Source organism: Streptomyces sp. SJL17-4 (genome assembly GCF_036826855.1).
Taxonomy (GTDB): domain Bacteria; phylum Actinomycetota; class Actinomycetes; order Streptomycetales; family Streptomycetaceae; genus Streptomyces.
This window is the reverse complement of the sequence record NZ_CP104578.1, coordinates 6,739,421-6,759,021: the sequence shown is the minus strand read 5'-3', so window position 1 is coordinate 6,759,021 and position 19,601 is coordinate 6,739,421. Positions and strand designations below refer to the sequence as shown.

Annotated in this window: 18 protein-coding genes; 10 read left to right on the top strand and 8 right to left on the bottom strand. The window is 73.0% G+C overall.

Features of this window, described 5'->3' with window-relative positions; translation table 11 throughout:
* Positions 1-370: 370 nt before the first annotated feature.
* On the top strand, positions 371-850 hold the full coding sequence (locus N5875_RS30410) for a GNAT family N-acetyltransferase (protein WP_338497368.1): 480 nt from the start codon (positions 371-373) through the stop codon (positions 848-850).
* Complete coding sequence (locus N5875_RS30405; RefSeq protein WP_318207013.1) at positions 847-1,842, top strand: ABC transporter substrate-binding protein; 996 nt, start codon at positions 847-849, stop codon at positions 1,840-1,842. The genes N5875_RS30410 and N5875_RS30405 overlap by 4 nt, the downstream gene beginning before the upstream one ends.
* A gap of 92 nt (positions 1,843-1,934) precedes the next feature.
* Here N5875_RS30405 and N5875_RS30400 read toward each other — a convergent pair whose 3' ends face one another.
* Positions 1,935-3,197, bottom strand: a complete 1,263-nt coding sequence (locus tag N5875_RS30400) for a DUF5685 family protein (protein ID WP_338497365.1) — start codon at positions 3,195-3,197, stop codon at positions 1,935-1,937.
* Positions 3,198-3,519: 322 nt separating this feature from the next.
* On the opposite strand from N5875_RS30400, the gene sepF reads away from it, so the two are divergent.
* The gene (gene sepF, locus N5875_RS30395; RefSeq protein ID WP_030315727.1) at positions 3,520-3,954 is read left to right on the top strand and encodes a cell division protein SepF; all 435 of its coding nucleotides are present in this window, start codon (positions 3,520-3,522) and stop codon (positions 3,952-3,954) included.
* 39 nt (positions 3,955-3,993) lie between these two features.
* On the opposite strand, the gene N5875_RS30390 is transcribed toward sepF, so the two are convergent.
* On the bottom strand, positions 3,994-5,739 hold the full coding sequence (locus N5875_RS30390) for an MFS transporter (RefSeq protein ID WP_318207015.1): 1,746 nt from the start codon (positions 5,737-5,739) through the stop codon (positions 3,994-3,996).
* Positions 5,740-6,144: 405 nt separating this feature from the next.
* Here N5875_RS30390 and N5875_RS30385 point away from each other — a divergent pair, with 405 nt between their 5' ends.
* Positions 6,145-7,053 (top strand): phosphatase PAP2 family protein, encoded by a 909-nt coding sequence (locus N5875_RS30385; protein WP_338497361.1) that lies wholly within the window; start codon positions 6,145-6,147, stop codon positions 7,051-7,053.
* A gap of 125 nt (positions 7,054-7,178) precedes the next feature.
* On the opposite strand, the gene N5875_RS30380 is transcribed toward N5875_RS30385, so the two are convergent.
* Positions 7,179-7,394: an I78 family peptidase inhibitor gene (locus N5875_RS30380; RefSeq protein ID WP_338497360.1), complete on the bottom strand. Its 216-nt coding sequence runs from the start codon at positions 7,392-7,394 to the stop codon at positions 7,179-7,181.
* A 311-nt stretch (positions 7,395-7,705) separates the two neighbouring features.
* Here N5875_RS30380 and ctaD point away from each other — a divergent pair, with 311 nt between their 5' ends.
* Positions 7,706-9,418, top strand: coding sequence for a cytochrome c oxidase subunit I (gene ctaD / locus N5875_RS30375; protein ID WP_338497359.1), 1,713 nt, complete (start codon positions 7,706-7,708; stop codon positions 9,416-9,418).
* Here the strand turns inward: ctaD and N5875_RS30370 are convergent.
* The 4 genes from N5875_RS30370 to N5875_RS30355 form a co-directional block, all read right to left on the bottom strand.
* Positions 9,357-10,343: a YafY family protein gene (locus tag N5875_RS30370; RefSeq protein ID WP_338497357.1), complete on the bottom strand. Its 987-nt coding sequence runs from the start codon at positions 10,341-10,343 to the stop codon at positions 9,357-9,359. The genes ctaD and N5875_RS30370 overlap by 62 nt on opposite strands.
* Positions 10,344-10,414: 71 nt before the next feature.
* Entirely contained in the window at positions 10,415-11,689 is a 1,275-nt protein-coding gene (locus N5875_RS30365) for a glycosyltransferase family 4 protein (protein WP_338497355.1), read from the bottom strand.
* Positions 11,690-11,779: 90 nt separating this feature from the next.
* Positions 11,780-13,072, bottom strand: coding sequence for an ABC transporter substrate-binding protein (locus N5875_RS30360; RefSeq protein WP_338497353.1), 1,293 nt, complete (start codon positions 13,070-13,072; stop codon positions 11,780-11,782).
* A complete protein-coding gene (locus N5875_RS30355; RefSeq protein ID WP_318207022.1) occupies positions 13,050-13,583 on the bottom strand; it encodes a hypothetical protein in 534 nt (177 codons plus the stop codon). The genes N5875_RS30360 and N5875_RS30355 overlap by 23 nt, the downstream gene beginning before the upstream one ends.
* A 117-nt stretch (positions 13,584-13,700) precedes the next feature.
* On the opposite strand from N5875_RS30355, the gene N5875_RS30350 reads away from it, so the two are divergent.
* From N5875_RS30350 to N5875_RS30340, 3 genes are read left to right on the top strand one after another with little or no spacing between them, the layout of a single operon-like run.
* On the top strand, positions 13,701-14,138 hold the full coding sequence (locus N5875_RS30350) for a hypothetical protein (protein ID WP_318207023.1): 438 nt from the start codon (positions 13,701-13,703) through the stop codon (positions 14,136-14,138).
* Positions 14,138-16,717 carry an ATP-binding cassette domain-containing protein gene (locus N5875_RS30345; RefSeq protein WP_318207374.1) on the top strand — a complete coding sequence of 860 codons (2,580 nt, stop codon included), beginning with the start codon at positions 14,138-14,140 and terminating at the stop codon, positions 16,715-16,717. Before N5875_RS30350 ends, N5875_RS30345 begins: the two co-directional genes overlap by 1 nt.
* Positions 16,718-16,741: 24 nt before the next feature.
* On the top strand, positions 16,742-17,386 hold the full coding sequence (locus N5875_RS30340; protein WP_318207024.1) for an ATP-binding cassette domain-containing protein: 645 nt from the start codon (positions 16,742-16,744) through the stop codon (positions 17,384-17,386).
* 15 nt (positions 17,387-17,401) lie between these two features.
* Here the strand turns inward: N5875_RS30340 and N5875_RS30335 are convergent, their stop codons facing one another.
* Positions 17,402-18,004, bottom strand: coding sequence for a transglycosylase family protein (locus N5875_RS30335; RefSeq protein WP_318207025.1), 603 nt, complete (start codon positions 18,002-18,004; stop codon positions 17,402-17,404).
* Positions 18,005-18,253: 249 nt separating this feature from the next.
* On the opposite strand from N5875_RS30335, the gene N5875_RS30330 reads away from it, so the two are divergent.
* Positions 18,254-19,036: a hypothetical protein gene (locus tag N5875_RS30330; RefSeq protein ID WP_318207026.1), complete on the top strand. Its 783-nt coding sequence runs from the start codon at positions 18,254-18,256 to the stop codon at positions 19,034-19,036.
* A gap of 164 nt (positions 19,037-19,200) precedes the next feature.
* Entirely contained in the window at positions 19,201-19,536 is a 336-nt protein-coding gene (locus N5875_RS30325; protein ID WP_318207027.1) for a hypothetical protein, read from the top strand.
* Positions 19,537-19,601: the final 65 nt, after the last annotated feature.

Sequence of the window (19,601 nt, the reverse complement as noted above, 5' to 3'; positions counted from 1 at the left end):
GGCTATGCGGTCAACAGGCCCCACTGTCAAGGGTGTCCGCACTGTGAGCCGTACGTCTCATCGTGGTTGACGCGGGAACGGATGCCTGTTCCACTGTGGCCATGCACTCGCAGCAGCTGGTCACGCGCTCCCACATCGACTTCGGTCGTGTGTGGTCCTCCTCCTGTTGAGCCGGCCCTCTGCTCGGTGAGCCGGTCTCCGGCTCCGCCCCGTCCGCGTGCTGTTCTCCGCGGCGCCTTCACACCCAGGCCCCCTCGTGGTGCCTGAGCTCGCCCCTCCCCTCCCCTCCCCTCCCCTCCCCTCCCCTCGCTCTGCCGCGCCGCCCTCCTGCGTTCCTGAGGGCTGCCCTCCTTCGCCCTGAAGGACCGTCATGACCTTTGCGTTGTCCGTGCACCGGACCACGACCACCGACCCCTTGGCTCGCCCGCTCCTCGACGAGCTGGCGCACGAGTACACGACCCGGTACGGCTCCGCGCACGATCTGATCCGGTACCCGGCGGAGGAGTTCGCCCCACCGCACGGCGCCTTCCTGCTCCTCCTCGAGCAGGGCCGGCCCGTGGCAGGCGGCGCGTACCGCCGCTACGACGACGACACCGCCGAACTCAAGCGGATCTGGACCGACTCGGCGCACCGCAGACGCGGACTCGCCCGCCGGGTCCTGACCGTGCTCGAACGGGAGGCCGCCGCCCGCGGCTACTCCCGCCTCTATCTCACGACCGGACCGCGCCAGCCGGAGGCCAAGGGCCTCTATCTGGCGAGCGGCTACCGCCCGCTCTTCGACGTGTCCGCCGATCCCGAGTCGATCGGCCCGCTGCCGTTCGAGAAATTCCTGGAGAACCCGAAGCCATGACCACGCGCACGCGTCCCGGCACCGCTCGCACCGCCCTCGTCTTCGCCCTGATCACCGGCGCCGCCCTCACGCTGACCGCCTGCGCGGGCGGCGATCCCGCCACGGCCCCGGCCGGCGCCTCGGGAGCGCCGGGCGCCGCGGGCGCCGCAGGGGCCGCGAAGGGCGCGCTCCCGACGGAGGACGTGGTGTCGGCGGTGAGGAGGAACGAGGCGGCGGCGAAACTGCTCCCCGCCGACGTACGGCAGCGGGGCAGCTTCACGCTCGCCTCGTCCGTCGCCACCCCGCCCAGCTCGGCCTACCTGCCCGACGGCAAGACCGTCGTGGGGGTCGACGCCGACTTCGCCGCGGCCGTGGCGAAGGCCCTCGGTCTTGAGCTCAAGCGCGAGGTGGTCGGCTTCGAGGCGATCCTGCCGGCGCTCGGCAGCGGCAAGTACGACGTCGGCACCGGCAACTTCGGCGTGACCGAGGAGCGCCGCAAGGCCATCGACTTCGTGACCTACATCAACGACGGCCAGGGCTTCGCGAGCCGCGCGGACAGCCCGCTGAAGGCGGTCACCGACCTCACGCAGCTGTGCGGTCTGAAGGTGGCCGTGAACGCGGGCACCACCTTCGAACGGACCCTGGAGCAGAACAAGGGGCGGTGCGCGGAGGCGGGCGAGCAGCCGTACGAGGTGAACGTCTACAGCGAGACCGGGGCGATCTGGATGTCGCTCCAGCAGGGCCGCAGCGATGTCGTGATGAACACGATCAACGGGGTGCGGTACGCGGTGACGCAGCAGAAGAACGTGAAGTTCCTCAACGAGTACCGGCGGCTCGACGTCGGCTTCGCCTTCAGGAAGGGCACGCCGCTCGCGCCCGCCTTCCAGGCCGCGGTGAACGGCCTGAAGGCGGACGGGACGTACGACAGGATCCTGAAGAAGTGGGGTGTGACGGGGTCGGGCATCGCCACGTCGCAGATCTCCCCGCCGGAGCTCCCGGCACCGAAGAAGTAGCGGGGCGGGCGGGGCTCCGGCGCGACGACGGACCCCGGTGGACCCCGGTGGACCCCACGGACCCCGGTGGACCCCGGTGGACCGACGGTCTGTCAGCAGCCGTCGCAGGGGCAGCAGCAGTCGCAGTTGCCGCAGCCGGGGTCGCAGTCGCAGTCCCGGCAGCAGCCCTCGCGCTTCTTCCGGGACCAGGGGCCCTCGTACTCCTTGGCACAGCAGATCTGGCAGGTGCAGAAGAGCCAGGTGAACATGGCGCACCCGGCGAGGAAGCCGCGCGGCTTGGGTGCCTGCGGGGCGCCGCCGCCGAACTGCGGCGGCAGCCCACCGGGCCCGCCGGGTCCGCCGCCGTACGGGTTCCCGCCACCGCCGCCGTAGGGCTGGTACGGACCCGGCGCCCCGCCCGCGTACGGATTGCCCGGCACCGGCCCCTGCTGCTGCCCGTACCCCTGGCCCGTCCCGTACCCCGGCCCCTGCCCCGCCCCCGGGGCGCCGTGGGAGCAGCTCGTCGTGCCGAAGGCGCGGTCCACCGAGGTGCGGAGTTCGTGGGCGAGCAGGACGTGCGCCAGCTTGTCGTCGGCGAACTCGGCGTCCCGCAGCGCGAGGCGGATGCCGTGCAGGGCGTCGTCGGCGAGCCGGCGGGCCTCCTCGCGGGAGGTTCCGGTCGCGGTGAGCGGGTTCCAGGCGCCCTTCTCCGCGTCGGCGGTCTGGTCCTCGACGGCGTCGAGGAGGTGGGCGAGGCGGCCGAAGAGCCGGCCCGCCTCCGCGAGCGGCGCCGCGTTCCCGGGCCGTCCGGCGAGGACGGCGGTGTGCGCGAAGGCGGCCGCGGTCGCGGTCTCGGTCGGTTCGGTGACGGTGAGCAGGGAGGTCCCGGGGCCGGCGAGGGCCTCGATCCCGGTCTGGCGGTCGACGGCGTCGACGAGGACGGCGGTGTCGAAGCCGAGGGCGCGGCCGGTCCTGGCCCCGGCCTTGTCCCAGGAGCGGGCGACACGACGGGCCGCGGCGGCGGCGGGCCTGCGGGCCAACAGGCCGTCCCGGTCGGCGACGTGGTCCCGTACCTTCGCCGAGGCGAGGACGAGCGAGACGGCGGCGGCGAGGCGGGCGCCCTCGCCCTTGGCCACGGGGGCGGTCCGCATGGCGCGCAGCGCGCAGGGCCCGGCCGTGCGGCGGCCCGCCGCCGTGACCCCGGTCTGAGCCTCCGTCAGGACCGAGACAATGAGCCCGTCGTAGTTGGTGACGACCCGGGCGAACTGGCCGTGGTCGGCGCGAAGTGCCAGGCAGAGGCCGCAGAGATGGGCCATCCACTCGGTCTTGAGGCCGTCGGTGAGCCGGTGGGTGCAGGGTCTGACGATTCCGAACATGGACTCCCCCGTGGAGCGTGGATCTGGGCCGGGCCATGGACCGCCGGGCGGCCTCGCGGCATCGTAGCGAGTGGGTGCGTTCACCCGTACGCGCCCATCGTCACCCTTGTGGCCCGACTTTCATATTTTCAGCTACATGGCCCTCCCTCAGGCCCCGCATACCGCAAGTTTCCTGACGAATCGCCAGAAAACGGTGCTCACGTTCTGCACCAGTACCGTCACGAATCCCCTGCGCGCCGACTATCCACTTGGCGCGCGATCCGCATCATGAAGGACGATAGGGATTGCGGAACCACAAGTGACCGCGTGAAAGGAGGCGTCCATGGGATCGGTGCGCAAGGCGAGCGCCTGGCTGGGACTCGTCGAGGACAACGACGAGCGTTACTACGACGACGAGTACGCCGACGGTGCCGAGGGCGGCGATGCCTGGGTGACGGACCCCCGGGTCCGGGTGGCCACGGACACCGCCGAGGACCGGGGCCGCCGGATCGCCACCGTCTCCCCGGACGGCTTCCGGGACGCCCGCGGCATCGGCGAGCTCTTCCGGGACGGTGTTCCGGTGATCGTGAACCTGACCGCGATGGAGCCGAACGACGCCAAGCGTGTGGTCGACTTCGCCGCCGGTCTCGCCTTCGGTCTGCGCGGCTCGATCGAGCGTGTCGCGACGCGGGTCTTCCTGCTGACCCCCGCCGACACCCAGATCGTCACCGGAGAGACGGGTCGGCGTCAGCAGGACGGTTTCTTCAACCAGAGCTGAGCGAGTCCGCCGGCCGGCCGGGCCCCCCGAGGGATCGGGTCAGTGCGCCGGACGCCCCGAGCCGGCGGGCTCGTTCGCTTCCCGGGTCGCGGGCACCCGCGGCTCGGACGGTTCGACGAGCTCCAGGGGCTCGGACCGGACCGTCTCCGACGGAGCCGGCTTCGACAGCACCGACGTCTCCTGCTTCGACAGCACCGGCGGCTCCGCCTCCGGCACACCGGCGGACACCGTCTCCTCCGGATCCACCGGGCACTCCATCACCCGGGGCAGGCGCCGGGCCATCGCCGCGCCGAGCAGCAGCAGCCCCGCGCTCACGAAGAGCGTGATGTGCAGCCCGTTCACGAAGGCGTGCCGGGCGGCCTGGTACAGCGCGCCGCCGGCCGCACCGCCGAGCTGGTCGGCGACCTGATAGGCCTCGCCGAGCGAGTTCGCGGCGGCCCTGCTCGCCTCCGCGGGCACCCCGGGGAGCGCGGCGAGCCCGGGGGCGTACGCCGCGTTCATCACGCTGCCGAGCAGGGCCGTGCCCATGCCCGCGCCGAGCTGGTACGAGGTCTCGCCGATCGAGGCGGCGGCGCCCGCGCTCCGCTGCGGCGCCTCGCTGAGCATCGACTCGTACGCCGAGAAGAGCGTGGTCTGCAGGCCGAAGCCGAGCAGCACGAAGCCCACCGTGAGCAGCAGCGGCCGGTCGTGCTGCCCCATGAAGGTGAGCAGCAGCACGGCGGCGGCGGTGAGGAGGAAGCCCCAGCCGACCATCCGGCGCGGTCCGATCCTGCGCAGGGTGTACGAGCCGGTGGCGCCGGCGGCCATGGCGGCGAAGGTGAGCGGCAGCAGCCGCAGCCCGGTCTCCAGCGGACTGAGACCGAGGACCAGCTGGAGGTACTGGACGGCGATGAGCTGCAGGCCGACCAGGGCCAGCATGGCGAGCACGATGCAGCCGACCGAGGTCGTGAAGGCCGCGCGGGAGAACAGCCGCATGTCGATCAGCGGGTGGGGCCGTCTCCTCTGGCGCCGCACGAAGAGGACCAGGAGCGCGGCGCCGAGCAGCAGCGGTCCGGCGGTCGGGAGCGCGAGGATCGGTTCGCCGGCGCCCGCCCGCTTGACCCCGAGGACGCAGCCGAGCACACCGGCGGCGGCCATGAGCGCGCCGAGGACGTCCCAGGGTCCGTCGGCGGCTCCCCGGGACTCGGGGAGGAGGCGGCGGCCGAGCGGAAGGATCAGCGCCATCAGCGGAATGTTGATGAGGAAGACGGAGCCCCACCAGTAGTGCTCGACGAGGAAGCCACCGAGCACGGGCCCGGTGGCGGCCCCTATCGCGGCGACCGCGGTCCAGACGCCGATGGCGGTGGCGCGCTCCCGCCGGTCGGGGAAGACCGCCCGGAGGACGGAGAGCGTGGCGGGCATGATCATGGCGCCGCCGACGCCGAGGAGCACCCGGGCCCCGATGAGGACCGAGGGTTCGGTGGCGAGCGCGGCGACCGCCGAGGCGATGCCGAACAGCGCGTAGCCGAGGAGCAGGATTCTGCGCCGCCCGACCCGGTCCCCGAGGGTGCCGAAGAGGATCAGGAGCGAGGCGCAGACCAGGGGGTAGGCGTCGACGATCCAGAGCAGCGCGGTGGAGCTGGGGCGCAGGTCCTCGGTGAGCGAGGGGATCGCGACATGAAGGATGGTCGCGTCGAGGGCGACCACGAGAAGGCTGACGCAGAGGACGACGAGGACGACCCAGCGGTTGGCTCCGCCGTCGACTGCGGCACGCGGTCGTGCTGGGGCCGTGTTCGTCCGCGACATGTACGTACCTCCCAGTGAAGCTCTCGCGCTCGGCGGGCCCCGACCAGGGCTTATGCCCCTGGGGCGGCCCGGCATCGACGGGCGAGTGAGCCGTCAGCGTACGCGAGTTCAAGGCCCGAGCGCGTGGTGCAGCTCTCACCCCGGCGGGCCGCGGGGTGTGGCGTACGCCACTCGGGGCGGCCCGCGCGTCGCATGGAATTCCGTACGGACACCTGTTTGAAGCAATTCCCGCGCGTTCAAACACTCTTCCGGAATCGGTCCCGCTCCAATAGGGCGGAAGGTCATCGGATTTCCCGACGGACGCCTGGAATAGGCCATCGACTGAGACCTACTCCACATCACATCAACATCACGAACAGACCGGAACGACCGGGTCTGCTACTCACTCCCTGTAACGTCGATTGGGTGCGTACCGACATCTTTGCCCGGCTGGACCGGGAGCCGGAACCGCCGAAGATAGAGGTCCCGCGGATGACCCGCACGCGTCTCGCCCTCTTCGGCGGGACATCGGCGTTCTATCTCGCCATGGTCGTCGCCGTGCTGCTCTCGACGTGGCTGGTGACCCTCGACTGGAAGATCATGCTCTTCCGGCCCTATCAGCAGTGGCCGGAGATCCACGGCTTCCTCGACTACTACGTCGTCCTCGGCCAGCGCGGCCCCACGGCCGTCATGGTGGCCGCCTGGCTGGGCTGGCGCTCCTGGCGCCAGCACACCCTGCGGCCGCTGCTCTGCCTCGGCGCCGCCCTCCTGCTGCTCAATGTCACGGTCGGCGCGGTCAAGCTCGGGCTCGGCCGTCTCGGACCCCACTACGCGACCGAGGTCGGTTCCGCCGAGCTCTTCGCCGGCGGCGACATATTCCCCTCGGGTCACACCGCCAACGCGGTCGTGACCTGGGGCATCCTCGCCTATCTCGCGACCACCCCGAGGGCCAGGCGCTATCTGTCGGCGCTCTCCGCCGTGGTCGCGCTCGGCGTCGGACTCACCACGGTGTATCTGGGTACGCACTGGCTGAGCGACGTCCTCCTCGGCTGGGCCGCCGGACTCCTGATCCTGCTCGCCCTGCCCTGGTGCGAGCCGGTCCTCGCGGTGGCGGAGTCGTGGATCCTCGCCCTGCGCGACCGGGTACGGGACCGGCTGCGGGACCGTCGCCGTCTGGTTCCCTCGCTGCCCGTGGCCTCCGGGGGACCCCGCCCGGGGTACTTCCCGCCCGGGTCCGAGGAGCCGGTCCGGGGGCCGGCCGGAGTGGCCGGCGGCCGCGCTCCGGCGACCCGCTCGGGAGTGGCCGGCGGCCGCGCCCCGGCGACCCGCGGCTGACCGCGAGCACCCGCCCACACGTACGGAAGGGCCCCGGCCGAACCTCGGCCGGGGCCCTTCCGCGTGCCCGGGTACGGGGCGCCCTGGCGCGGCCCGGTTCGCCGGCGCCGTTCCGTTCCGTTCCCTCAGCCGAGCCAGCAGCGGGTGACCTTGCCGCCCTCGACCTCGAAGTTGATGCGTCCGGCGAGGTACTCCATGGTGATGATCGAGCCGGGCGGGAGCGACCTCACGGTGCTCCAGCCCCGCGTCCTGGCGAGCTGTGCGGCGCCTTCCGCGTCGAGGCCCACATAGGACTCGGGGGCGTCGCGAGGCGGTTCGGGAGTGCGCGATGTGGGTGCCATGACCCTCACGTTAGTCCCTTGGCGGTCACGCTTGTGTCACAAGTTCTCGACATATGTGGGGCATGACCCCGGTCACTCCGCGCCACGATTTCCGGCCGTTTCTCCAGTAATTCCGAAGGCCATCCGGTAGTTCGCACCAAGGGGTCGGAAGTGCCGAGAGAACGCGGGTAATTCAGCTCTCCCACTCCGCCCGTCCCGAATTGTCTCGGCGACGCGCACGCGATCCGCTCACTCTTCCCTTACACAATGCTTACGCTGTCCGAACGCCCCGGAGACGCGGAGCCGGGACGACGGCGAAGCGGAGGCAGCGGATGGGCAACGGGACAGCGACCGCGACCGTCGAATCGAGCCGCGAGCGGCACGGCCGGATCATGATCGACTGGCTCACCACCACCGACCACAAGAAGATCGGCCACCTCTATCTGGTGACCGCCTTCGTCTTCTTCCTCATCGCCGGACTCATGGCGATGCTGATGCGGGCCGAGCTGGCCCGCCCGGGACTCCAGCTGCTCACGAACCAGGAGTTCAACCAGGCCTTCACCCTGCACGGCACGATCATGCTGCTGCTCTTCGCCACGCCGACCTTCGCCGGCTTCGCCAACGAGCTGGTGCCGCTGCAGATCGGCTCGCCCGACGTCGCCTTCCCGCGGCTGAACATGTTCTCGTACTGGCTGTTCCTCTTCGGCAGCCTGATGGTGATCGGCTCACTGCTCACCCCGACCGGCCCGGCCGCCTTCGGCTGGACCGCCTACGCCCCGCTCAACAGCCTGGAACGGTCCCCCGGCGTCGGCGTCGACCTGTGGATCGTGGGGCTCGCGCTCTCCGGCTTCGGGACCATCCTGACCTCGGTGAACTTCCTCGCGACGATCGTCGGGATGCGGGCGCCCGGCATGACCATGTTCCGGGTGCCGATCTTCACCTGGAACGTGCTCTTCACGGCGGTCCTGGTGATCGTCGCCTTCCCCGTGCTCGCCGCCGCCCTGCTCGTCCTGGAGGCGGACCGGCGCCTCGGCTCGGTGGTCTTCCAGCCGGAGAACGGCGGCGCGCTGCTCTGGCAGCACCTCTTCTGGTTCTTCGGCCACCCGGAGGTCTACATCATCGCGCTGCCGTTCTTCGGGATCGTCAGCGAGATCATCCCCGTCTTCGCCCGCAAGCCGATCTTCGGCTACACCACGCTGATCGCCGCCACCATGGCGATCACCGGCCTGTCGGTGGTCGTCTGGGCCCACCACATGTTCGCGACGGGCGCGGTGCTGCTGCCGTTCTTCTCGCTGCTCTCGTTCCTCATCGCGGTGCCCACCGGGGTGAAGTTCTTCAACTGGACCGGGACGATGCTGCGCGGCTCGCTCTCCTTCGAGACCCCGATGCTGTGGTCCGTCGGCTTCCTGGTGTCCTTCCTCTTCGGCGGCCTCACCGGGGTGATCCTCGCCTCGCCGCCGATGGACTTCCAGGTCACCGACTCGTACTTCGTGGTCGCCCACTTCCACTACACGGTCTTCGGCACGGTCGTCTTCGCGACCTTCGCCGGCTTCACCTTCTGGTGGCCCAAGTTCACCGGCCGGATGCTCGACGAGCGGCTCGGGAAGATCCACTTCTGGACCCTCTTCATCGGCTTCCACCTGACCTTCCTGGTGCAGCACTGGCTCGGCGCGGAGGGCATGCCCCGCCGGTACGCCGACTACCTGGAGGCGGACGGCTTCACCGCGCTCAACACCGTGTCCACCATCGGCTCCTTCCTGCTCGGCGCGTCCACCCTGCCCTTCCTCTACAACGTGTGGCGGACCACGCTGTACGGGGCGAAGGTCGACGTGGACGACCCGTGGGGCTTCGGCCGCTCCCTCGAATGGGCCACCTCCTGCCCGCCGCCCCGGCACAACTTCGACGCCGTCCCCCGGATCCGCTCCGAGGCGCCGGCCTTCGACCTGCACCACCCCGAGTTCGCGGACTACGAGCGGATGCGGATCACGACCCCGCCGCCGGAGCGGAGACCGACCGGTCGAGGGAACGGGACAACAGGTCCCTGAGCGCCCGCACACGGTCGACCAGCTCCGGCGGGTCGAGCACCTCGAACTCGAAGCCGATCAGCGACACATGGATCACCATCACATCGAGGCTGTGGGCCCCGGTCCGGAGCAGGCAGGCATCCTCCCCGTCCGCAGTCAGGACGCCGTCGGCCGCGCCGACGGCCGCGGCGGCCTCGGCGAGCGGCACATGCAGCCGGATCGTCGCCTCGGTCGCGTACGCCGCGGTGGACACGCCCTTCGCCACATAGGCGGCCAGATCCTCGGCCGGCGGCTCACGGGGCGGGAAGCGGGGCCCGTGCGGCGGCGTGGGCACGATCCGGTCGGCGCGGAAGGTGCGCCATTCGGCCCGGTCCACGTCCCAGGCGACCAGGTACCAGCGCCGCTCGCTGCACACCAGACGGTGCGGCTCGACGTTCCGGCGGGTGGTGGCCCCGCCGTGGTCCCGGTACTCGAAACGCAGCCGCTCGGTGTCCCGGCAGGCGTTGGCGAGTTCGGTGAGGACGGCCGGGTCGATCCGCTCGCGCGGGGTGCGCAGCATCGGGACGGTGAAGGCGTTCAGCGCGCTCACCCGGCGCCGCAGCCGCCCCGGAAGCACCTGCTCCAGCTTGGCCAGGGCACGTACGGAGCTCTCGCCGATGCCCTCGACGCCCTGCCCGGCGGCGGCGCGCAGGCCGACGGCGACCGCCACGGCCTCCTCGTCGTCGAGGAGCAGCGGCGGCAGCTCGGCCCCGGCACCCAGCTGATACCCACCGCCGGTCCCGGGGCTCGCGTTGACCGGATAGCCGAGCTCACGGAGCCGGTCGACGTCCCGCCGTACGGTGCGGGGCGTGACCCCGAGCCGGTCGGCGAGGTCGGCACCGGACCACTCGCGGTGGGCCTGGAGCAACGAGAGCAGACGCAAGAGCCGTGCGGAGGTCTCCAACATGGCCCCGAGTCTGCCAGCCCTCGCGGACGACTTCTGTCCGCAATGAGCGGGCGGCACCGGGAGCACAGCGGTCAGCGGAAGCGGCGGACGAGCCGACCGACCCTCGCCTTCAGGGCGTAGACCGCGTCGATCGCCCGGCCGGTCCCGGCGTGCAGCGCCACCCGGCCCTGCGGATGGGTGCGCCGGCTCGCGCCCCGCTCGACAAGCTCCGTCCACAGCGCCTCGTGCCGGGCGGCGATCCGGACCGGGTCGAACCGCTCGGACGCGTCGAGCGCCGCCCGTGCCGTCTTGGCCCGCAGCTCGTCGTCCTCGACGAGCCGGCGCAGCGCCCGCGCGAACGCCGCCACGTCGTCGACCGGCACCAGGAATCCGTCGACCCCGTCCTCGATGATCTCGCCCGGCCCGTGCGGGCAGTCGGTGGAGACCACCGGGAGTCCGCAGCGCATCGCCTCGACGATGGTCATGCCGAAGGACTCGCGCTGCGAGGTCACCGCGGCGATCGAGCCCTTGGCCAGCTCCGGTTCCAACGGGGTCGCCGAGCCCATCAGAAAGACCTGCTCGCCGAGCCCCCGGTCCTTGATCTGCCGGGTCAGCGGCCCCTTGAGGTTCTGGACGGCGTCGCCGCTGCCGTAGATCCGCAGCTTCCAGTCGGGGTGGTCGGCGGCCACCTCGGCGAAGGCGTCGATCAGCAGGTCGTACCGCTTGACGCCGGTGAGCCGGCCCGCCGCGACGACGGTCCTCGCCGCGGGGTCGGCGGGCGGCCCCGGGGGCGCGGGCACGCTGTTGGGCACGGACTCGACGCGTACGCCGGGCAGCCCCAGCTTCCGGTAGGCGCGGGCGTCCGCCTCGGTGACGGTGGTGACGGCGTCGAGGAGCGCGTACTCGTGGCCGATGTCCCGGCGCAGCCGGAAGGTGTGGCCGTCGAGGATCAGGTGCTCCTGTCCGACGAGGACCGGCCCCCGCCGGGCCTGCCGGACGAGCTGCACGTTGAGCCCGGGGCGGGTGCCGACGAGGACGTCGGTCTCGACGCCGCGCAGGTGCTCCCCGATCCGGGCGTCGGTGAGCGCGCTGTACTGCTTCCAGCGTCCGTCGCCGCGCGGGAAGACCTCGGCGGGCCGGTGGAAGTCGGGGCGGTCGCCGTCGTATCCGGGACTGTCCTTGCGCAGGTCGACGAGGTGGCGCAGGGTCACCCCGGAGGGCAGGCCGAGGAGGGGACGGTCGCGGTGGCGGAACACCGAGACGATCTCGACCTCGTGCCGTTTCGCCAGTTCCTCGGCGAGGGTGAACGTCGTCCGGATCGTGCCGCCGTAGTGGTAGCCGTTGTGGAGCAGAAAGGAGATTCGCATCGCGCTGCCGGTTCCCCCCGGTCAGTTGATCGGTCGCCCGACTGTACTGCCGGTGGAGGGGCGCCGTTCACGGGCCGTAGCCGGGGAGGGTCACGGGCGGTAGCCGAGCTGGGGCACGGTCGCGCAGTTCTCCGTCATCTCCCCCTGGCTCACCCAGCCCCGGCCGTCCTGCCAACGGGCCACGGACAGACAGGTGTTCCGGGTCGTCGGCGGTCGCGCGAGGTGCTCGTAGCGGACGGGGAGCAACAGCCCCCGCGCGGTGTACCCCTCCGGACGGTTGAGATACGTCTCGACGCACGCACGGGTGAGTGCGCCGCCGGCGAGGCAGGAGCGGGCCGCGTCGGTGAACCACATCGCCGCCGCCCACCCCTCCAGCTGCCACTGCGACAGCGGCCGGTCCCCCATCGCCGCCCGGAACTCGCGGACCGCCGGATGCCCGGTGTCCTGGTGGTTGCGGCTGGCGCCGGTCGCCCACAGGGCGTCCCGGCAGCCGGGCGCGCGGGCGTAGTCGCGGGCGACGGACGAGGACCAGTTCTGCACGTTGGTGACCTTGGCGTCGACCCGTACACCGAGAGTCTCCATCGCCTCGCACAGGCGGACGTTGCCGTGGGTGTCCATGGCGTCGAAGACGACGTCGACGTGCTGGGCCCGCAGATCGGCGGCGACGGCGCGGAAGTTGGGCAGGGCGAAGTCCACCTGTTCCTCGACGACCCGGTAGCCCTCGGCGCGCAGCCCCCGGGTGACCAGCCGGGCGTACGCGGCGGACGCGGTCTGGTTGTAGGAGACGACGGCGGCGGTCCGAGCCCCCTTCTCCTCCTCGAACCAGCGGTAGACCTCGGTCCCGCCGTACAGGACCCCGCCCCAGCCGGGCTCCTTCCCGGTGCGCGGGGCGGAGCTGCCGTAGATCCCGTACAGATGCGGATAGGTGTCGTACGCGGGGGTGAGGGGCTGGCCGCCGATGTCGGGCACCCCGGCGCGGGAGACGAGGGGCGCGCCCGCGTAGTCCAGAGCGGTGGTGGCGACCAGGGCGAAGACTCCGCGCTCGTCGATCAGCCGGTGCACGCACGCGTTGTTGCCGACACCGCTGCCGCCGTCGTCGCAGGTCTCGACCTCGATCCGGCGCCCGTCCAGGCCACCGCGCGCGTTGAGGGCGTCGAACCAGGCGCGGGCTCCGTCACGCGTGCCCGTGAAGGCCTGCCCGCCGACGGGACTGGTGACGCTGGTGATGATCCCTACGCGGAGCGGCTCACCGCCGGAGGGGTTGGCGGTGGGCCGCGTCTCGAAGGCGCGCTCCGGGAGCCGGCTGCCGCAGGCCGTGAGGAGCAGAAGCAGCAGGGCCAGGAGCAGCGCCGCTCCCGCCTCAGCAGCCCTGAACGGTGACACCGCTCAGCTGGACCAGGCCGCACAGCGTCTTCACGGTGACCTTCCAGGTGTCGTTCTGGAGGACGGACGTGCCCTGCGAGTCGGGCAGCGCGGGGGCTCCGCCGACCAGCAGGTCGTACGTCACGTTGGCCTCGGTGGCGGAGGTGAACTCGACGCCGGTGACCTTCGCCGAGGTCATGGCCGCGTTCTTGTCCCCGCCGAAGGCGGCGAGGACCTGCTGCATCTGCTCCCCGTTCTCCAGGAGCTTCACCCGCTCGGCGGCCGGGGTCCCGGGGTCGAAGAACGCCGTCCAGTTCCTGGTGATCTCCGCCTGGGCGGCGGCGGGGTCGTCGGGTTCGTCGGCCCCGGTGGGCGCGGTGGTCGCGGTGGAGGTCCCGGTGTCGTCGTAGCGGCCCTCTCCGCCACCGGCACCGTCGTCGGAGCAGCCCGCCGCGACGGGAGTGAGCACCAGGACGGCGGCGGCCGCGAGGGCGGCCAGCCGGGGGCGTCGGCCGAGTCGTGCGAAAACCATCTGGCTCACCACCGGGTGTCCCTCCGGGCCGGCCGGCCCGATGCTTCCAGGGTGGGACGTATCGGGGCATAGTGCAAGATCAGGGCAGATCGTGAGGAAGAAGCGAGGGAGGTCGCCGTGCCGACATCCCGGATCCTGCTGTGGAGCGGTCTCGTGGCGGCCGCCGGGGGCGCGGTGCTGTGCGTGCTCGGCTGGTACGGGATCTCCGGCGAGCGGTTCGTGGAACGGCAGCTGCCCTATCTGGCCTCGTGCACGGTGCCGGGAGCGGCCCTGATCGTGGCGGGCGCGATGCTCGTGGTGGCGGCGTACGCACGTCCCGTACGCCCTCCGGAACCGCGCGGCGGGGGCACACCGGAGGACGGCCCCCTGCCGGAACACGGCCCCGTGGCGGAGGAGAATCCCCCGCCCTCCTCCGACGGCCCGCCGCTCCGCGTCCCGGGCGGGACGCTCGCGCACCGGCCGGACTGCCCGCTGATCGCGGGCAAGCCCGAGGCGACGGAGGTCGGAGCAGCGGCCCTGGCCCCCTGCCCGGTATGTGAGCCGTGGCCGCCCTGATGGACTCCCTGACGTACGAGTTGACGCTCGCCGGCCTCGCGGTCGGCAGCGCCGCCGCGCTCACCGGGATCGGGCTGATCGTCACCTACCGGGCGACCGGCGTACTGAACCTGGCGCACGGCGCGGTGGCCATGATCTGCGCGTACGTGCTCCGCCAGCTGGTGGTCGTCTGGGGCTGGCCGCTGCCGGCCGGCGCCCTCGTCACCCTCCTCGTCGTCGCCCCCGGCATCGGGCTCGTCCTGGACCTCGCGGTGTTCCGGCCGCTCGCCCGGCGGGAGGCGAACCCGGCGCAGTCCCTGGTGGCCTCCATCGGCGTCTTCGTCCTGCTCGTGGGCGCGGCGGTGCTGCTGTGGGGCCAGGGGGCCCGCGACGACGTGCCCGTGCTCCTCGGCGACGATCCCTGGACGCAGCTCGGGACGGTGGTGGCGCTCGTCTGCCTGGTGGGGGCGGTGACCCGGTGGACCCGGTTCGGCCGGGAGCTGCGGGCCGTGATCGACAACCGGCCGCTCGCGGTGCTCTCCGGGATCGACGCGGACCGGGTCGCGGCGGCCGGCTGGGCCTTCGGCTCGTTCACCGCCGGGCTCACCGGGGTGCTCCTCGCCCCGTACGTCCGGCTCGACCCGTACGGGATGCCGCTGCTCGTCCTGGAGGTGCTCGCGGTCGCCGTCATCGCCCGGATGCGGTCCCTGCCGGTGGCGGTGGTGGCCGCGCTCGCCCTCGGCATCGCCCAGGCCCAGCTCACCCGGCTGCACCCGCAGGGGTGGGCGGGGCCGCTGGTCCAGGCCGTCGGGGCGAACCTGTTCGTGGTGGCGCTCCTGGTCGCCGCGCTCGTCCTGCCGGGGATCGGCGGCAAGGGCCGGGACGCGCTGCCGCCGCCGGTGCGCTCGGGGCGGGTGCCGGGGGCCGTGTGGCTCGTCGTGGGCGTGCTGTTCCTGCTTCCGCTCGGCTTCGCCGGCTCGGACCTGCACACGGCGATCCAGGTCCCGGCGCTGGCGGTGATCCTGCTGTCCCTGGTCGTGGTGGCGGGACGGGGCGGCCAGATCGCGCTCGGGCAGGCGGCCTACGCCGGCCTGGGCGCCCTGTTCACGGCGCTGCTCACGGCACGCGGGGTCCCGGGCCTCCTGGCCCTCTGCCTGGCGGTGCCGCTGGTCGGGGCGGTGGGCCTCCTCACGGGCTGGCCCGCGATCCGCCGGCACGGCCTGGCGCTGGCGCTCGTGACGCTGGCGACGGGCGTGGCGGTGAGCCGCTTCGTCCTCACCCAGCCGTACGCGACGGCCGGCCTGTCCCTCGGGCGCCCTGCGGGCTTCGCCGACGACCGCGCCTTCTACGCCCTGGAACTGGTCGTTCTCGCGGGCTGCCTGGTCCTGGTGGCGGCACTCCGCCGGGGCCGCACGGGCCGGGCGCTCGCGGCGCTGCGGGACCATGAACCGGGCGCGGAGGCGGCGGGCGTCGCGGTCCCCGGTCTGAAGCTCCTCGCGTTCGTCCTGGGCGCGGCCCTGGCGGCCCTGGGCGGCGGCCTGCTCGGCATGGGCCTGCGCGCCTTCGACCCGGAGGCCTACGACCCGGTCCGCGGCCTGCTGTGGTTCGCCGCGGTCCTGGTCCTGGGCGCGGACAGCCTCCTGACCCCCCTGGCGGCGGCTGCCGTCCTGACGACCCTGGACGCGGGCTCGTACGCGGGTACGGCGGCGGTGGCGCTGGGCCTCCTGGCGGCCTTCACGGGGCGGGTACGCCCGCTGACGACCTTCCTCCCGCGGAAGACCGACGCGCCGAAAGCCGCCGACGGCGCCGGGCCCCGCACGGGAGAACCGGCGCTTCTCCCGATCAGCCGCGGGCGTGGTGGCGGTGGGAGCCCCCGTCCGGCCGAAGTCCGGGCGCGCCCCCACCGCCCCACACCCGCCGACGCACCCGCCGCCGCCCCCCGCGTCGCCCCCGCGAGACTCCGCGCCCACCACCTCACCCTCACCCACCCCGGCGGGGTCACCGCCCTCGACCGCGTCACCCTCGACCTCGCCCCCTCCCGCATCACCGCCCTCGTCGGCCCCAACGGCGCCGGCAAAAGCACCCTCTTCGACTGCCTCGCCGGCACCCTCCGCCCCCGCGAGGGCCGCATCACCCTCGACGGCGCCGACATCACCCACCGCTCGGCCCACGCCCGCACCCGCCTGGGCATCGCCCGGACCTTCCAGCGCCTGGCCGTCTTCCCGTCCCTCACCGTCGAGGAGAACGTCCGCCTCGGCGAGGAGCAGGGCCACGTCCGGAAGGACCCCGCCGCGGTCGAGCGGAGCCTCCGTCTGCTGGGCCTCGCCGGACCCGTACGGCACGCCCCGGCCGCGGACCTGCCCACCGGGACCCTGCGCCGGGTCGAGCTGGCGCGCGCGCTCGCGGGGCAGCCGCACACCCTGCTCCTCGACGAGCCCGCCGCCGGTCTCGACGCCGCCGAGACGGCGGCGCTCGCCCGGGTCCTCACCGCGCTGGCCGCGGACGGCCTGACCGTCCTGGTGGTCGAACACGACCCGGATCTCGTCGCGGGCATCGCCCACAGGGTGCACACCATGGAAGGCGGCCGGATCGTGTCATGAGCGCCGAGAGATGAGGCCCGGATCATGAGCGTCGAGATCGCCCTGCGCACCGCCCGGGTCCGCTACGGACCCCTGGAGGCCCTGCACGGCCTGGACCTGCCCGTCCCGGCCGGCACGGTCACCGTCCTCCTGGGCCGTAACGGCTCCGGACGTACGACGGCCCTGCGCGCACTCGCCGGCACGGTACGCCTCTCCGCCGGCCGGGTCCTGTGGCGGGGCGCCGACGTGACCCGCCTCCCGGCGCACGAACGGGCACGCCGCGGGCTGTGCTTCGTCCCGGACCTGCAGGCGGTGTACGCGGGCCTCACCGTCGCCGAGAACCTCGCGCTCACGAGCCCCGGGGCCGGCCCCCCGTACCCCGAACTCCTCCCCCTCCTGGACCGCACCGCCGGAACCCTCTCCGGCGGCGAGCGCCGCATGCTGGCCCTCTCCCGCGCCCTCCTGACCCTCCACGCGCGCGTGGTGCTGGTCGACGAGCCGTCGCTCGGCCTGGCCCCGCCGCTCGCGGCCCGTACGTACCAAGGGCTGGTCGCGCTCGCCGTGGAGGGCGGCGCCGCCGTGGTCCTGGCGGAGCAGCGGGTCCCGGACGGGCTGCCGCCCGGGACCCTCGTGCACGAGCTGCGGCGCGGTTCCCTCGCGTTCAGCGGGGAGCCGGCCGAGCTCGGGTGACGGCCCCGCGGCCCCTCACAGCGGGTCGATCCGCAGCATCGTCCCGACGACGACCCGGTTCGGGTCGGGCCCGATGAGGCTCCGGTTCGCCTCGTACAGCGCCTGCCAGCCGCCCCTGATCCCGAAGCGGCGGGCGATGGAGCTGAGGGTGTCGCCGGGCTGGACGGTGTGGGCCCGCCCGCTCAGGCCGTACCGCTTGGAGCAGACCGGCCAGGCCTCCCATCCCTGGGTGCGGAGCACCTCCTCCGCGACGGTGATCTGCTGGGGGCGGGTCGCCAGGTCGGCGCGCGGCGCGTACCGCAGTCCGCCGTGCTCGACCCAGGTCGGGTGCCAGAACTGGAGCCCTCCGTAGAAGCCGTTTCCGGTGTTGATGTGCCAGTCCCCGCTGCTCTCGCACTCGGCGACACAGCCCCACGGCCACTGGTCCCACGCGCAGGGGTAGGCGGGCACGGCGGCGGCCGCCCGAAGCCCGTCCGACACCTCCCGGAGCACGGCGGACGTGTTCCTCGGGCCGTCCGGCACGTCCCGGGCCAGGGCGGCTGCCGGGGCCAGGGTCAGCAGCGCGGCGGCGGACGCCGCCACGAGCGAACCCGTCGTCCAAAATCGGATCTTCGACATCGGGGCAGGCTAGGCAGCGCCCCGCCGCCCCCGGCCCGTGCCGCGCGGAACACTGTTCACACCCCACCCGGTCGGAGTCACCCTCCTTCGCACCCCCTTCCCGCCGCCCTCCCGCCCGTCTCCGCACGAGCCGCCGGCAAGTTGCCTCCCTTCCACGCGTGACCCCGGCCGAGCCTGACCCGTTGAACTCGGCATGAGACGACCGGGAACCGCCCGGCGTCCCCCCGTACCGAGTCCAGGGAGCCCCCCGTGCCGCGCATGCTCGACGTCAGCGAGGACGTACGCGCCGAGATCGGCGACGAAGAAGCGGACCGGCTGCTCGCCGGCGACAACGCCCCGGGCAGCTACGACTGCACCTCCTGCCGCACGCCGGGGGACTCCGAGCAGGAGCGCACCAGCACGGTGCTGTTCGTCGGCGACGAGACCGCGGTCCTCGCGTTCGCCCACGCCAGCTGCATTCCGTCGCAGGTCGTCCGGGTCGCCGAGGAGCAGCTGCAGGGCGCCGTCGCCTCCATCACGGCCTCGGACACCGCCGACGCGCTGTCCGCCGCCCACCCCGAGCAGGCCGTGCTCGGCGTCACCAGCGGTCTCGTCCTGATCGACGGCGAGCTGCACCCGGCCCTCGTCGTGGAGCCGACCGCGCCGGTGGCCCGTCCGGGTTCGGACGGTCTCACCGACGAGTTCCTGCCGCTCCTGGCCGACCAGGGCTTCCACCAGGTCATGAACCTCGACGAGAAGCCGGCGGCGCTGCCGGGCTGGTCGGTCCTGGTGGCCATGGGCCAGCTGCACTCCGTCCTCCAGCCGGGCCCCGGCGGCGCCGGGCAGGCCGCCTGGTGGCAGGCCCACCAGCCGCTCCAGGTCACCGAGGGCTGGCGTGCGGCGGCCAACAAGTCGCACACGGTGCTGGTCTTCGCCGCCCCGGTCGGCTCGATCGGCCAGCAGCCGCGAGAGGACCTGCTGCGCGACGCATTGGAGAAGGCCGCAGCGAACGGGCGGCTGGTCGCCGCCGCGATGCCGCTGGCCGGTACCTGATGGAGGACGGCCGGCCGGGCATAGGGTGGGCGCGGGTATCCGGCGTACCGGCAGGGCCTACGGGCTCCGCAGGCGCCGGGACTCCGACCGTGCCGCGCCCCCGGCACGCGCCCCTTTCGGAGAGCCGCCCGCATCCGACGGGCGGCGGGGTCGTTGGCACCTACGTGCACGCATACGACCCCTTCCTCCAGCCGTATCCGAGTCAGATCCCTTCGATGCGCCCGGCGCAGGACGTCACGGCGGGGGCCTCGCCCACGCCGATCTACGACGCCCTGTACTCGGAGTACCGCAGGTCGTTCCGCACGCTGCCGGGTGACCGCAGCGGCGAGGAGGAGCTGACGTTCCGGGCGTTCGGTACGGCGGTGAGCACGGGCGTGTACGGACACGGGCAGGGCCACCGGTACACGTCGGCGTATCCGACGGCCTGGTCGACGCCGTACCCGCCGACCCCCACGCACACGCAGGCGGCGCTGCCACCCGGGCCCCGCAGGGGCATCTAGGTCACACGGCACACCGGGGGAACGGCGGAGGGCCGGGGCGCGATCGCCCCGGCCCTCCGCCGTGT

Bases quoted from the DNA above. Each gene is read 5' to 3' on its own strand.
- N5875_RS30410 (WP_338497368.1), top strand. From the start codon at position 371: ATGACCTTTGCGTTGTCCGTGCACCGGACCACGACCACCGACCCCTTG.
- N5875_RS30405 (WP_318207013.1), top strand. From the start codon at position 847: ATGACCACGCGCACGCGTCCCGGCACCGCTCGCACCGCCCTCGTCTTC.
- N5875_RS30400 (WP_338497365.1), bottom strand. From the start codon at position 3,197: ATGTTCGGAATCGTCAGACCCTGCACCCACCGGCTCACCGACGGCCTC.
- sepF (WP_030315727.1), top strand. From the start codon at position 3,520: ATGGGATCGGTGCGCAAGGCGAGCGCCTGGCTGGGACTCGTCGAGGAC.
- N5875_RS30390 (WP_318207015.1), bottom strand. From the start codon at position 5,739: ATGTCGCGGACGAACACGGCCCCAGCACGACCGCGTGCCGCAGTCGAC.
- N5875_RS30380 (WP_338497360.1), bottom strand. From the start codon at position 7,394: ATGGCACCCACATCGCGCACTCCCGAACCGCCTCGCGACGCCCCCGAG.
- ctaD (WP_338497359.1), top strand. From the start codon at position 7,706: ATGGGCAACGGGACAGCGACCGCGACCGTCGAATCGAGCCGCGAGCGG.
- N5875_RS30370 (WP_338497357.1), bottom strand. From the start codon at position 10,343: ATGTTGGAGACCTCCGCACGGCTCTTGCGTCTGCTCTCGTTGCTCCAG.
- N5875_RS30365 (WP_338497355.1), bottom strand. From the start codon at position 11,689: ATGCGAATCTCCTTTCTGCTCCACAACGGCTACCACTACGGCGGCACG.
- N5875_RS30355 (WP_318207022.1), bottom strand. From the start codon at position 13,583: ATGGTTTTCGCACGACTCGGCCGACGCCCCCGGCTGGCCGCCCTCGCG.
- N5875_RS30345 (WP_318207374.1), top strand. From the start codon at position 14,138: ATGGACTCCCTGACGTACGAGTTGACGCTCGCCGGCCTCGCGGTCGGC.
- N5875_RS30340 (WP_318207024.1), top strand. From the start codon at position 16,742: ATGAGCGTCGAGATCGCCCTGCGCACCGCCCGGGTCCGCTACGGACCC.
- N5875_RS30335 (WP_318207025.1), bottom strand. From the start codon at position 18,004: ATGTCGAAGATCCGATTTTGGACGACGGGTTCGCTCGTGGCGGCGTCC.